Annotated in this window: 19 protein-coding genes; 11 read left to right on the top strand and 8 right to left on the bottom strand. The window is 64.0% G+C overall.

What is annotated here, in order from left to right; translation table 11 throughout:
• Positions 1-76: 76 nt before the first annotated feature.
• A complete protein-coding gene (locus CO675_RS30255) occupies positions 77-862 on the bottom strand; it encodes a cobalamin-binding protein (protein ID WP_097675421.1) in 786 nt (261 codons plus the stop codon).
• 186 nt (positions 863-1,048) lie between these two features.
• On the opposite strand from CO675_RS30255, the gene CO675_RS30250 reads away from it, so the two are divergent.
• Both CO675_RS30250 and CO675_RS30245 read left to right on the top strand, forming a co-directional pair.
• A complete protein-coding gene (locus CO675_RS30250; RefSeq protein WP_097675420.1) occupies positions 1,049-1,447 on the top strand; it encodes a PaaI family thioesterase in 399 nt (132 codons plus the stop codon).
• Between the two features lie 140 nt (positions 1,448-1,587).
• The gene (locus CO675_RS30245; protein WP_097675419.1) at positions 1,588-2,211 is read left to right on the top strand and encodes a GNAT family N-acetyltransferase; all 624 of its coding nucleotides are present in this window, start codon (positions 1,588-1,590) and stop codon (positions 2,209-2,211) included.
• An 80-nt stretch (positions 2,212-2,291) separates the two neighbouring features.
• On the opposite strand, the gene CO675_RS30240 is transcribed toward CO675_RS30245, so the two are convergent.
• From CO675_RS30240 to CO675_RS30230, 3 genes are all read right to left on the bottom strand, one after another.
• Positions 2,292-2,600 (bottom strand): hypothetical protein, encoded by a 309-nt coding sequence (locus CO675_RS30240; protein WP_050401418.1) that lies wholly within the window; start codon positions 2,598-2,600, stop codon positions 2,292-2,294.
• An 89-nt stretch (positions 2,601-2,689) separates the two neighbouring features.
• Complete coding sequence (locus CO675_RS30235) at positions 2,690-2,989, bottom strand: putative quinol monooxygenase (protein ID WP_097675418.1); 300 nt, start codon at positions 2,987-2,989, stop codon at positions 2,690-2,692.
• A gap of 15 nt (positions 2,990-3,004) precedes the next feature.
• Complete coding sequence (locus tag CO675_RS30230; protein ID WP_097675438.1) at positions 3,005-3,688, bottom strand: DUF2161 domain-containing phosphodiesterase; 684 nt, start codon at positions 3,686-3,688, stop codon at positions 3,005-3,007.
• 136 nt (positions 3,689-3,824) lie between these two features.
• Between CO675_RS30230 and CO675_RS30225 the strand changes: the two genes are divergently transcribed.
• Positions 3,825-4,169, top strand: coding sequence for a GrlR family regulatory protein (locus tag CO675_RS30225; RefSeq protein ID WP_092113555.1), 345 nt, complete (start codon positions 3,825-3,827; stop codon positions 4,167-4,169).
• Here CO675_RS30225 and fabG read toward each other — a convergent pair.
• Positions 4,166-4,846, bottom strand: coding sequence for a 3-oxoacyl-ACP reductase FabG (gene fabG / locus CO675_RS30220; protein WP_097675417.1), 681 nt, complete (start codon positions 4,844-4,846; stop codon positions 4,166-4,168). The two genes, CO675_RS30225 and fabG, sit on opposite strands and share 4 nt — an antisense overlap.
• 115 nt (positions 4,847-4,961) lie before the next feature.
• On the opposite strand from fabG, the gene CO675_RS30215 reads away from it, so the two are divergent.
• Both CO675_RS30215 and CO675_RS30210 read left to right on the top strand, forming a co-directional pair.
• Positions 4,962-5,678, top strand: a complete 717-nt coding sequence (locus CO675_RS30215) for an SGNH/GDSL hydrolase family protein (RefSeq protein ID WP_245452985.1) — start codon at positions 4,962-4,964, stop codon at positions 5,676-5,678.
• Positions 5,679-5,792: 114 nt separating this feature from the next.
• Positions 5,793-5,996 carry a hypothetical protein gene (locus CO675_RS30210; RefSeq protein ID WP_097675416.1) on the top strand — a complete coding sequence of 68 codons (204 nt, stop codon included), beginning with the start codon at positions 5,793-5,795 and terminating at the stop codon, positions 5,994-5,996.
• A gap of 76 nt (positions 5,997-6,072) precedes the next feature.
• Here the strand turns inward: CO675_RS30210 and CO675_RS30205 are convergent, their stop codons facing one another.
• Positions 6,073-6,816: a tyrosine-protein phosphatase gene (locus CO675_RS30205; protein WP_097675415.1), complete on the bottom strand. Its 744-nt coding sequence runs from the start codon at positions 6,814-6,816 to the stop codon at positions 6,073-6,075.
• A gap of 100 nt (positions 6,817-6,916) precedes the next feature.
• Between CO675_RS30205 and CO675_RS30200 the strand changes: the two genes are divergently transcribed.
• The gene (locus tag CO675_RS30200) at positions 6,917-7,228 is read left to right on the top strand and encodes an MliC family protein (RefSeq protein ID WP_097675414.1); all 312 of its coding nucleotides are present in this window, start codon (positions 6,917-6,919) and stop codon (positions 7,226-7,228) included.
• 90 nt (positions 7,229-7,318) lie between these two features.
• On the opposite strand, the gene CO675_RS30195 is transcribed toward CO675_RS30200, so the two are convergent.
• Complete coding sequence (locus CO675_RS30195; protein WP_097675413.1) at positions 7,319-7,519, bottom strand: DUF2735 domain-containing protein; 201 nt, start codon at positions 7,517-7,519, stop codon at positions 7,319-7,321.
• Between the two features lie 541 nt (positions 7,520-8,060).
• Here CO675_RS30195 and CO675_RS30190 point away from each other — a divergent pair.
• The 5 genes from CO675_RS30190 (at position 8,061) to CO675_RS30170 (ending at position 11,738) form a co-directional block, all read left to right on the top strand.
• Positions 8,061-9,095 (top strand): glutamine synthetase beta-grasp domain-containing protein, encoded by a 1,035-nt coding sequence (locus CO675_RS30190; RefSeq protein WP_097675412.1) that lies wholly within the window; start codon positions 8,061-8,063, stop codon positions 9,093-9,095.
• A gap of 182 nt (positions 9,096-9,277) precedes the next feature.
• Positions 9,278-9,982 carry a hypothetical protein gene (locus CO675_RS30185; protein WP_097675411.1) on the top strand — a complete coding sequence of 235 codons (705 nt, stop codon included), beginning with the start codon at positions 9,278-9,280 and terminating at the stop codon, positions 9,980-9,982.
• Positions 9,983-9,987: 5 nt separating this feature from the next.
• Positions 9,988-10,674 (top strand): substrate-binding domain-containing protein, encoded by a 687-nt coding sequence (locus CO675_RS30180; RefSeq protein ID WP_097675410.1) that lies wholly within the window; start codon positions 9,988-9,990, stop codon positions 10,672-10,674.
• A 32-nt stretch (positions 10,675-10,706) separates the two neighbouring features.
• Positions 10,707-11,525, top strand: coding sequence for a tetratricopeptide repeat protein (locus CO675_RS30175; RefSeq protein ID WP_097675409.1), 819 nt, complete (start codon positions 10,707-10,709; stop codon positions 11,523-11,525).
• Between the two features lie 63 nt (positions 11,526-11,588).
• Positions 11,589-11,738 carry a hypothetical protein gene (locus CO675_RS30170; RefSeq protein ID WP_016843021.1) on the top strand — a complete coding sequence of 50 codons (150 nt, stop codon included), beginning with the start codon at positions 11,589-11,591 and terminating at the stop codon, positions 11,736-11,738.
• A gap of 109 nt (positions 11,739-11,847) precedes the next feature.
• On the opposite strand, the gene CO675_RS30165 is transcribed toward CO675_RS30170, so the two are convergent.
• On the bottom strand, positions 11,848-12,465 hold the full coding sequence (locus tag CO675_RS30165; RefSeq protein ID WP_097675436.1) for an Isoquinoline 1-oxidoreductase subunit: 618 nt from the start codon (positions 12,463-12,465) through the stop codon (positions 11,848-11,850).
• Between the last annotated feature and the right edge of the window lie 5 nt (positions 12,466-12,470).

Here is a 12,470-nt window from a genome sequence, read left to right as displayed (position 1 = left end):
CTACTCAGAAAGCTCTTGTGCCACGGGGGCCGTCCACATATGGGTCCCGGCCTACGCCGGGACGACGTTGGAAGGTTCATCGCTCCGCCCACAACGCCTTCACGATCGCATCGAGCCCATCGGTGAGCGCGGCGGGGCCGGGCTGCAGGATGATCGGCGACTTGATCTCGACGATGCGGTCGTTACGCACGGCCGGAATATCGCTCCAGCCCGCGCGTGTGCGGATTCGGTCGGGCACGACCTTCTTGCCGCACCAGGAGGCCAGGATCACGTCGGGCATCGCCGCGCGCACGGTGTCGGGCGTGACGATGCGATCCTTGGCGGCCTTGTGCGCGCGCAGATGCGGCAGCGCGTCCTCGCCGCCGGCGATCCCGATCAGTTCGGACACCCAGCCGATGCCGCTGATTAGCGGATCATCCCATTCCTCGAAATAGACCTTTGGCCGCGGCGCCGGACGCGGCGTTGCCGCGATTGCAGCCAGCCGTTGTTCGAGGCCCTGCGCGAGCTGCCCGGCACGCTCGGCAGCACCGACCATCGCGCCCAAGATGCGGATCATCGCAAGGATGCCGGCGACATCGCGCTGATTGAAGACATGGACGGCGACACCGGCGCGCACGAGATCGGCGACGATGTCGGCCTGCAGATCGGAGAAGGCGAGCACGAGATCGGGATCGAGCGCCAGGATCTTCGGAATGTCGGCGGAGATGAACGCCGACACGCGCGGCTTCTCGCGTCGGACCTGCGGCGGCCGCACCGCATAGCCGGAGACGCCGACGATGCGGTCCTGCTCGCCAAGCAGATAGAGCGTCTCGACCGTCTCTTCGGTCAGGCAGACGATCCGGCGGGGAGGGAAGTCACCCATATCGGACGGTATGCAGACTCGCCAAGGATTGTCACGGCGGCCATGACGTCATCTGCACCACTACCTCGGAGGTCATTGCCGGACCTGATCAGGCAATCCATCATGCCGGCACCAACATCGAAGACGGCCGAAGGCGCGGGGGCTGCCCGCGCAACAGCGCCGCAAGAAAAAAACCAGGGAGAGTCCATGACGCCGCTCGAAAAGATCCAGTCGATGAAGATGCCGTTTGCGGAACTGAAGGGCGTCACCTTCACCGAGGCCGGCCCGGATCGCGTGGTCGCAAAAATGCTGGTGCGGCCGGACCTCTGTACCCTCCGCAACACGATCCACGGGGGCGCGGTGATGGCCTTCGCCGACTCGGTCGGCGCCGCCGCCACCGTGATCAACCTGCCTGAGGACGCCAAGGGCACCACGACGCTGGAGAGCAAGACCAACTTCATCGGCGGAGCCAAGGAGGGGACCACCGTGACCGCGACGGCGACACCAGTTCACCGCGGCCGGCGGACCCAGGTCTGGCAAACCAGGCTGGAGACCGAGGACGGCAAGCTGGTCGCGGTGGTTACGCAAACGCAATTGGTATTATGATGAGGCAATGATGTGATTTATCGATCACATCATTGTTTACTTAAATGAATCTGGATACTTGAATTATATGGTGCGACGCACAATATAGGGACTGCTAGGGACTCGACGCCTCCTCGAGGGCTACCAAGAGGAGTTATGAAATGAACTATGATTCCATCCGTCCGACGTCCGCCAAGGGCACCGTGCGGACGTTGAGCCAGCAGGAGGAGCTTCCTCTGCTGCGCGATCACCTGTTGCGACTGGATCGTACCAGCCGCCATGATCGTTTTCATGGCTTCATCGACGACAGTTTCATCCGCCGCTACGCCGAGCGTTGCGCCAATGACGGCACGGTCATCATCGCCTATTTCGAGGATGGCGTGGTCCGCGGCGCGGCCGAGCTGCATCCGCCGGAGCAGTCACCCGATACGCAGCCGGAAATCGCCTTCAGCGTGGAGCGGTCGGTGCGGCGCAAGGGTGTCGGCAGCACGCTGTTCCGCAAGCTGATCGCCGAGGCGCATGCCAAGGGCTACGGCAGCCTGCGCATCACCACCGGCGCGCAGAACGACGCGATGCGCGCACTCGCCACCAAGTTCGGTGCGCAGCTGACCTTCCGGCACGGAGAGTCGACCGGCAGCATCGACCTGACCGAGCAGCACCAGGCTGAACCGGCGCCGGTCGCTGCACCGGTTACGCCGGTCGAGGCCGCGCGCGCGATTGTCGACATGAACCGCGCCTACTGGCGAATGGTGATGCAGATGTCCGGCTGGGGCCGCGCGGCTTGAGCGAGACCTTTCGTCAAATACAAAAAGGGCAATCCGCTCAGCGGATTGCCCTTTTTCTTTGAGTAACCGGATGTCGTTGTTCAGGTGCCGGTGCGCTTGGCGGGCGCGAGACGGCGGACCACGCGGCGCTCGACCACGACGGAGCGCTGCGCGCCCTGTTCGCCGGCGATCACGCGGGTTGCCGTGCCGGTGCGGGCGCTGACGCGCGCGGTTTTCTTCACCTCGGCCAGCACCTCTTCATAGGGCAGCCCCATCAGGGACGACGCGATCTCGGCCTGGGCCTCCACGTCATCGGTGATGCCGATGGCGGCGAAGATTGCCTCCTCCAGCGTCGGCGGATCATGCCGCACACGCCGGGTGCCATACTTGGTATTCCAGTCTCCGCTCATCGCCGCCTCATCTTTGAATCGCGGGAGATACGTAAGGTCCCCAATGTTGCATTGCAATATGAATATGAGATGGCAATCCAGCCATGCAGCTAGAGTCTCTCAATCTTGTGAGCGTCATAAAGTTCGATGGTGGTCGCTGCAGCTGCAAGAGATTGCAGCGAGCGGACGAAATCGCGTGAGGCGGGGACCGTAAAATGTGCCGCCAGCGCTGCGCGGTCGGCCCATTGCTCGAAAAACACCAGCTTGAGCGGGTTTTCGCAGTCGACATGCACCGCGTGTGAGATGCAGCCGGGCTCGGTGCGCGAGCGATGGACATGTTCGAGGCTCAATCGCCGCACTTCGTCGAAGGAGTCGGGGCGGGCGGTGACGCTGCCGGTGACGACGATCATGGTCTCCCCCTGTTGTTATGGGGCGGCTTCCGCCCCTGATGCATTGATCGGCTGCTGCGGCCAGCGCTTCAGCGCGGCACGGCCGGCATCGGTCAGCACATAGATGCCGCGCTCGGCGCGATCGAACCAGCCGTAGACATTATGCAGCAGGATCTTGCCGGCGTCGGGAATCTCGGCGCGGAGGTCGCGCACCCGCCGGGGGCCATCCGACAGCGCACAGGCGCAGGCCAGCGCCTGCTGCCGGTAGGCGGTCATGATCGGCGCGCGCGTCGATCCGCCCATGGCGGGATCGCCCTTACGCTTCCGATGCTCGGTGATCAGGCGCGAACGCTTCTTCGGATTGCGACGCGGTGCCGCAGTCGGTGGCGGCACCAGCACCTCGACGTCGCCGCGGTCGGTGACGCCGAGCATGCCGAAGCCGAGCCGCCGGCACAGATTGCGATAGCGCGCGTCGCTCTCGCGGCCCTTGCCGCGTGCCGATACCTTGGCCGCGATCCACACCTCATCGGCCGCCGCGGCGCGATCGACCGCCTGCAGGATCAGTTCGAGGTTGAAGGCGAGCTTCAGTTCACCGATCACCACGACAGGCGGATCGCTGCCGCTCAGCGCCACGAGGTCGCAGCCACCGATCTCGCCCTTCACCGTGAAGCCGAGCTTTTCCAGGAAGCGTTTGACGGGCAGATAAAGCGCGGTTTCCAACGGATGGGCTCCTGCGGCATCCCGCCGCGACTCAGGTGCCAGCATAACGCGGAATGGAGCCCATCGAGGCGGATGGAATTTGCCCAAAGTGCGGCCAGGCGGCTATTATTGGGCCGGGACAGGGTACGACCATTTCATGATCCGGAACGGCCTCTATCACATCACCGTCGAATTTCTCGATGGGGTCTCTGGCGGCAACCAGGGCGTCATGGTGCTGCGCGACGGCCAGATGCGCGGCGGGGACTCGTTCTTCTTTGCCCATGGCAGCTACACCGCGGCCGATGGCAAGTGGAAGGGCGAGGTCACCAACGAGGAGCATTCGCCGACCTATGGCGAGCGCCCGGTGTGGGAACGCAAGGTGGTCACGATCGGTTTTACCGGCACCTACACCGACGAGACCGCCGAGGGCGACGGCATGGCGCTCGCCGGCAAGCAGAGCATCCGCTTCAGGTCGAAGCTGCGGCTGCTGGTTGCCGACTAAACCCGCCCGTTGACCGGCAGCAACGCGCCGGTGACGGCGCTCGCGGCGTCGCTGGCGAGGAACAGGATGACGTCAGCGAGTTCCTTCGGCGTCACCCATTTGGAGATGTCGGCCTTCGGCATCGCGGCGCGGTTGGCGGCGGTGTCGATGATCGAGGGCAGCACGGCGTTGACCGTGACCTTGCCCTTGAGTTCCGCGGCGAGCGACTCGGTGAGGCGGTGGACGCCGGCTTTCGAGGCCGCATAAGGACCCATGCCGGACGCGGCCTGCAAAGCGCCGAGCGCGCCGATATTGATGATCCGTCCGGCGCCCGATTTGATGAGATGCGGAATCGCCGCGTGCGACGTGTTGAAGGCGGTCATCACGTTCATCGCGAACATGCGCTGCCAGGTCGCGGGATCGCCGTCGCTCACCGCCTCGAAGGTGAAGCCGCCCGCGATGTTGATCAGCCCGTCGAGCCGGCCGAAATGCGCCGCCGCCTTGTCGATTGCAGCCGTCGCCTGCGCGGTGTCGGTGAGGTCGACATTGCCGAGCTCGATGCGATCGGCGGTCGCAGCCAGCTGCGAGGCCGCATGATCGATGCCGGCAACGCGCGCGCCGCGCGCCAGGGCTTCTTCGGCGACCACCTTGCCGAGCGCGCCAAGCGCGCCGGTGATGACGATGGCTTTTCCGTTCATGGCGGTCTCCGTATCAGCAACAGGTTGCTGCCCACTATGATCAGGCGGATTTCATTTGCAATGCCGCCGGTTTCGTCTCCTACTGCGCGCATTCATCAATTCATTCGCCTCAAGGATGTTTGCGATGCCGACACCGAGGGCCTGCGAAACCCATCTCGAACTCGTCAAGTTCAGCTACGGGTTGCCGCATCTTGCGCAAGCGCTCAAGCGCGACCGGAAGGTCAAGATCGTTGCCCTCGGATCATCATCGACCGCGGGAGCCGATAAAATTCTCCCATTTCCACCACGGCTGGAGATCTTATGGCGAAGCCAGAAGCAGTCCTTCGGCCGGATGATCGACATCGTCAACCGAGGGATCGGCGGGCAGGAGGCGCCGGAAGAGTTCTCGCGCATCGAGTCCGATGTCATCGCCGAAGCGCCGGTGATGGTGATTTGGCAGGTCGGCACCAATGCCGTGTACAGGAACTACAACTTCGATCAGGTGCAAGCGACATTCGAGGCGGGACTAGATGTGCTCGCCGGGCTGCCGCTGGACGTCGTTGTGATGGATTCGCAATACACCCAGGCAATCATCGGCGCGCCAGATGTGCTCGAGCTCGCCAACCAGTTCATGCCAATGATCGCCGACGTCGCTGCAAGCAGGAAGGTCAACCTGTTCCGCCGCTTTGCGCTGATGAAGCAATGGGTCGATGCCGGAATTCCGCTCTCCGAACTCGACGATGGTGCACAGGAGCATCTCCATACGAGCGAGTGGGCGACCGATTGCGTCACTCAGGCGTTGCTCGACGCGATCAACGATGCGGTGGCAGGCAGCGCGAGCATGTCGTCCTGACTACGTAAGACTACGGTGGTGGGCCAGTTGGATAAAATTTGCGGCAGTTCCGTAAGTCGTTTTCAGAACCCTTTGCTTAGAAGCGGAACTCTAGCCAAGGTAGGGGTTATGCGAATGGGAAATCTTCCGGATCACGGTTTACCGCTCGTTCAGCTTAAGGAGCAGCGGCGCGATCTCGTGGTGGCGCTGCAAAACCGCAACGGACCAGTGGGCAGCTGGGAGCTGATGCAGATCGCGGCGATTCAGCAGGCGATCTCGGCGTTCGAGGATGTGATTGCGGACCTCGACGCGGAGCTTGAGCTCGAGGCCGCGGCCTGAGCTCTTTCAGGATGGTCGCGTTTTCTTCACGCGAACCGGTGTCCGCTTCACTCGAAAACGCTCTCGCGTAAATTGATCAGATCTGCAGATAGCGGGCACCAAGCGCCTCGCGCTCGGCCGGGCCGAGCCCGAGGCCTTCGCGGAAATAGCCGTCGAGACTGCCATAGTCGGCATCGATCGCCTCGAACGCCGCCTCAAGAAACGCCGCGCGCACCGTGCCGAGCACCTGCTTGACGTCATCGGGCAGCTCGGTGCTGTGGGCCGGGTCGCGCTTGTAGAACTGGTTGGTCAGGAGATAGTCGTCCGCGATCACTTGATCGGACACGCCGAGCGCGTGCAGGATCAGCGCGCACGCAAAGCCGGTGCGGTCCTTGCCCGCGGTGCAGTGGATCACCAGCGGGGCGCGGCTCTCGAGCAGATGCTCGAACAGCGTGCGATAGCGCGGCGTGTTGTCCTGGACATAGCCGCGGTAGGAATCCCGCATCACGTCGATCGCGTCGGATTCGAGGAGTTGACGTTTGCTGGCGATCGACCGCAGCGAAGCAACCACCGTCGGCTCGACCGGCAGTGAATGCACGGTCACGTCGCCCATGCTGCACAGCGCCTCGGCGCGCTCGGCAACACCGCGGAAGTCGAATGCGCTTTTGACCCCGAGCGAGCGTACTACGGCGATGTCCTGCTCGGTGAGATAGGCAAGATGGTTGGAGCGGAAGATCTGCCGCCAGCGCACCGTCCGGCCGTCACGCGTCTGGTAGCCGCCCAGGTCGCGAAAATTGCTGGCGCCGGCGAGATTGAGGTGACGGGCAGGGGCTTCTGACATCGGGTGGGCCTGTTGCAGCTGATGAGGTCTTGGCGCAGAAATCCTGGCGCGGGAAATAGCGGTGCAGACAGGTCTATAACCGGCTCGTCGGGGGGAGAATATGACTTATCGCGGAGGCGCCATTCTCGTCGGCGCAATTCTTGTCGAGATTCTTGGTTCCTCGGCAGCACCGGCGCAATCCGCCTTCCGGAATTATCATTGTGCCGACGGCACGCAGTTCATTGCCGCCTTCTTCAACGGGGACACCCGCGCGCATCTGCAACTCGACGGCAAGGCGGTGACACTAACGAAGCGTCTGTCGCTGACGGGCGCGCGATACAAGGGCGGTGGTGTCACGCTCGAGACCACGCGGGCTGGACTCACCAGGCTCCGGCACGCCAAGCGGCCGGTGACGGCCTGCGAGCCGGCATGAAAAAAGGGCCGAAACGCTTCGTTCCGACCCTTTCCTACTGCTCTGTTGCCGTCTGACGTTTTTGCGTCACGCCTCTCTGCCTGATCGACATCAATGATCGCGGCTCGGCTTGGCGTCCTCGATGGCCGCCTGATGGTACCAACTCTCGCTGCAGGCGGAGGTCTGGACCTCAGCAGCCAGCTCGCGCGCCGTCCGCGTCTCGCCGTAGCGGCGTCCGCCGAGCGCTGAGCGGCCCCCAGCCGGGAATTGATAGATCGTTGCCGATCCCTGATTTTGGCCCGTCGTGATCATGTCAAACTCTCCTATGGCCGGAGCGAGCCTCCATGGTGCGCCCGACTCATTCGTGTGTCGTTACCGTCATTTTGATATCGACCTCGGCCCGGCCGGGTGCAAGTTGACCAAGAAATAGTCATTTGCTGTCTAATTTGTGTGCAGATCGCGGTTTGCATCCTGCGAGGCAGGATGCAGCTGACCAACGCTTGGGCCGAGCCGATGGTTGCCCGGCGCCCGATGGTTGGACACGGACTGTCACACGGCGCTGCCGCCGCATTAATCGGCTGATGGTGCCGTAGCTGAATTTGCTGCAGAAACGAGCGGTGGAGGGCGCTGAGAGAAGATTTTGGCTGATCGCGGCGCATGCCAGCTGCGCTGCTTTGTCGCAGCTAAAAATGCAATGTCCGCTGTGGACATCCGCGAGGAGGGCGGGTGCCGCAGTGCAGCGACTGGCATTTTAATTGCTTAGTAACAGCTGGCCGATGGTGGCCGGGTACGCGTGCGGCGGCCGACTGGCTTTCGGTTCCTCACGGTTTTGCATCATCAACAGAGAGGTTCAATGACCAAGTACAAGCTCGAGTATATCTGGCTCGACGGATATACGCCGACGCCGAGCCTGCGCGGTAAGACGCAGATCAAGGAATTCGCGTCGTTCCCGACCCTCGAACAGCTTCCGCTGTGGGGCTTTGACGGTTCGTCCACCCAGCAGGCTGAAGGCCACAGCTCTGACTGCGTGCTGAAGCCGGTCGCCTGCTATCCGGACGCCGCGCGCGAGAACGGCGTGCTGGTGATGTGCGAAGTCATGATGCCCGACGGCAAGACGCCGCATGTCTCGAACAAGCGCGCGACCATTCTGGATGACGAAGGCGCCTGGTTCGGCTTCGAGCAGGAATACTTCTTCTACAAGGACGGCCGTCCGCTCGGCTTCCCGGGGGAGGGTTATCCGGCACCGCAGGGCCCGTACTACACCGGCGTTGGCTACAAGAACGTCGGCAGCGTCGCCCGCAAGATCGTCGAAGAGCATCTCAATCTCTGCCTCGCCGCCGGCATCAACCACGAAGGCATCAACGCCGAAGTGGCGAAGGGCCAGTGGGAATTCCAGATCTTCGGCAAGGGCTCCAAGACCGCCGCTGACCAGATGTGGATGGCCCGCTATCTGATGCTGCGCCTCACCGAGAGCTACGGCATCGATATCGAATTCCACTGCAAGCCGCTCGGCGACACCGACTGGAACGGCTCGGGCATGCACGCCAACTTCTCGACCAAGTACATGCGCGAAGTCGGCGGCAAGGAGTACTTCGAGAGCCTGATGAAGGCCTTCGACAAGAACCTGATGGATCACATCGCCGTCTATGGCCCGGACAACGACAAGCGTCTGACCGGCAAGCACGAGACCGCGCCGTGGAACAAGTTCAGCTATGGCGTGGCTGACCGTGGTGCGTCGATCCGCGTGCCGCACTCCTTCGTCAACAACGGCTACAAGGGCTATCTGGAAGACCGCCGCCCGAACTCGCAAGGCGACCCCTACCAGATCGCTTCGCAGATCCTGAAGACGATCTCCGAGGTGCCGACCGGCGCCAAGGCTGCGGCTTAAGCAGCTGTCGGACCCGGATGGAGTCATCCGGTACCGCAATCGGGTCCGCCAGGGCGACTGCCTTGGCGGACCTTTGCATTTTAACGACAGTCTTTGCGGCGGGCTTGCCGCCGAAAGCGGTTTCGCTGCGTTATGAACCGCGCTAGACAACGGTTGTATCTTGGCTGCCGGGGACACGGCGCTTGTTTGAAGGGTTTTACAAGGTCCGGTTCGAGCTGGGCGGCGCCGTCGGCCGCAGCGTGATGTATGTCGGCGACGGCAAGATGCTCGGCGGCAACTCGGCCTTCGCCCATATCGGCACCTACCAGAAGACCGGCGACGAGGTCGCGGTCGAGATCCAGACCGTCCGCCACAACCCCGATCCGACCTATCGTGCGATGGCGGGCACCGATGATGCGACGCTGCTTGCCAAGGGCGGGCCCGACGGCGAGCTCTACCGTTTCAAGGGCGAGCTGAAGGAATTGCCGGGCGTGCCGTTCCAGTCGGTGATGACGCCGATCACCGAGGACGAAGTCCCGATCGCAGGCGGGGTCGGCGAGGGCGGCATCGTCAACGGGCTGTATTCGATCCACATCCAGCTACTCGACGGTGTCGACGGCAGCCTCACCGGTGTGATGCTGCTGAACAACGGCCGCATCCTCGGCGGCGATGCGTTCTTCTACTATCTCGGCACCTACACGTCAGAGAAGGGCCGCTGGAAGGGGCAGGTCCTCAATCAGGAGCACACCTCGGCGATGGGCGAGAACCCCGTGTTCGGCGGCCATGAGGTCGGGATCGGCTTCGCCGGTACCTGCGACGCGGAAGGCGCCGTGCTCGAAGCGACGGCGCTCGCCGGCAAGCGCAGCCTCCGCCTCAGGGCTACGCTGAAGCTGATGCGGCGGGCGTAAGCGGGATGGACAATTCGGTTCGCGTGCTCTCGACGCTGGCGCTGAAGGGCGCGGTCGCGCGCCTTGCCTCGGCCTATCAGGCGGCAAGTGGTGAGCGGATCGATGCCGATTTCGCGCCAACGCTGGCGCTGCTCGAACGCCTGCGCGGCGGCGAGGCCGCCGATCTCGTGATCCTGACCCGCGAGGGCCTCGACGAGATGACCGGCGAGGGCCGCGTTGCGCGCGAAAGTGTTGTCGATCTCGCGCGCTCCTATGTCGGTGTCGCCGTGAAGGCGGGCGCTGCGCATCCCGATATCGCCAGCGAAACCGCATTGCGTGCGACGCTGCTCGGCGCACGGGCGGTGGCCTATTCGCGACTCGGCGCCAGCGGCATCCTGTTCGCGCAGCTGATCGCGCGTCTCGGCATTGCGGAGGCGATCAACGCCCATGCAGTGATCATTCCGGCGGGCTTCACCGCGGAAAGGCTCGTCAGAGGCGAAGCCGACCTTGCGATCCAGCAGATCAGCGAGTTGAAGCAGATCGATGGCATCGAAATCGTCGGGCCGATCCCCTTGGGCTTGCAGACGCCGGCGGTGTTTTCGGCGGGCCGCATGGTCGCCTCAGAGCGCGCCGCGGCCGCCGATCATTTGCTGCGGTATCTCGCGTCGGCCGATGTCGCGCCGGTGTTGCGCGAGACCGGGCTCGAGCCTTGAATTTGCCTGCACCACGACGCAACCTGCCGGTCATGTTCAGACCTCTCCATGCAATCGTCCTTGCCGTGGCGCTGGCCACACCTGTGCTTGCTCACGCGCAATCGGCCGACCTCGTGCTGTGCGACCGGCTTGCCGCCGATCCCACCGATCCCGACAAGCCGGCTGACGTGAAGGGCGTGCCTGAAGTCGCGTCGGCGGATGTCGCGACCGCGATCAAATATTGCGCCGTGGCGGCAAAATCGTCGCGCCGCGCGATGTACGAGCTTGGCCGTGCCTATGCCGCCAACCGGCAGGCCGCCGAAGCAATGTCGGCCTGGCGCAAGGCGGCCGACAAGGGCTCGACGTCGGCGATGGTCGAGCTCGGCGTGCTCTACGGCAACGGCACCGGCGTCGCCAAAGACGAGGCGCAGGCCCGGAAATTGTTCGAGCGCGCGGCGCAGGCCGGCAATGCGCGCGGCGTCAGCAATCTCGCAGCCCTCGGCGGCAGCGTTGCGTCCGACCCGGCACGTGCGCGCGAATTGCTCGCCAAGTCGGCCGAGACCAATGCGGAGGCGCAGTACCAGCTCGGCATGATGCTGGCAGAGGGCAAGGGCGGCGCGCAGGACGATGCCGGTGCGCGGGCGTTGTTCGAGAAAGCGGCTGCGCAGAACCATCCCGGCGCGCTGGAGCGGATGGGCGCCTTCGCGCAGGCCGGCCGTGGCGGACCGAAGGACAGTGACGCGGCAAAAGCCTATTACGAACGGGCGGCCGCGCTCGGCGATGAGGATGCCAAGAAGGCGCTGGAGCGCGCCCGCTGCCCGTACGTGATCAAGGACAAGCGCGGCAATGCGGTGACCAACCTCTGCTTCTAGTCAGACAGGAACACTCGCGCTCGCATATCGTTGACGTGCGAAAGGCACTGGCGAGGCGACGTCATGATCCGCAAGCTGCGTTCCGGCGAGTACCGGCTGTATTCTCGCAAGGTCAATCCGAAGACCGGCAAGCGCCGCAATCTCGGCACCTTCAAGTCACGCGCGGCAGCAGAGAAGCACGAGCGCGACGTGCAGTACTTCAAACGCCACTAAGCGTGTGTTCTAGAGCGTTTTCGAGCGAAGTGGACACCGGTTCGCGTGAAGAAAAGGCGTCAAAACAAGAATCTAGAGCTTCGGTTCTGATTCAATCAGAACCGAAGCTCTAGGGCGCAGGGCAGGCTGCGCCGGTCCTCACCCAGGCCTCGACCAAAGCGCCGGCCTCTGCCTGCGTGCCGGGCGCCGGCGAGCGGCCGAAGCCGGGATGCCAGGCCCAGCCGACCAGCGTGTCCTTGCCGATATGCTCGATCAGATCCTCGACCTTGCGGCCGCCATTGCGTGCGGGATCCCGGATCTGCTGGCAGATCTCGCCGATGGTCTTGCCGGCCCACGCCATCTCGCGCGGCGCGAGGTGCCATTCCGGGTGACCCGGCACCCGGCCGGGATCGAAATTGGCGTGCTGGTGGCAGATCGAGCAGCGCATCGCGTTGGTGCCGTGGCCATCGGCGCCGCGCGTGACCGGGGGCTGGTGCATACGGCTGATGTCGCCCTGCCGCGGGCTGTCGCCGGCGGGGTGGCAATTGGTGCAGCGTGGATGGGTCAGCACCTTGCCGAGCTCGGTGAAGATCGCCGCCGAGCGCTGTTCGACATTCGCTATACCGGCAAAGCTTTCCGGCGAGGCGAGGGCGTGGCTTGCGCTCTCCGACGCCGCGTAGCCGGCACACAGGCTGGTCGCGAGCGCCGTCAGCACCGCAATGATCCGAAACCGCGTTTCCGATGTCATCGCGC

Origin of the sequence: Bradyrhizobium sp. C9 (assembly GCF_002532045.1) — a bacterium.
Classification (GTDB): Bacteria; Pseudomonadota; Alphaproteobacteria; order Rhizobiales; family Xanthobacteraceae; genus Bradyrhizobium.
This window is presented reverse-complemented; position numbering and strand designations above follow the sequence as displayed.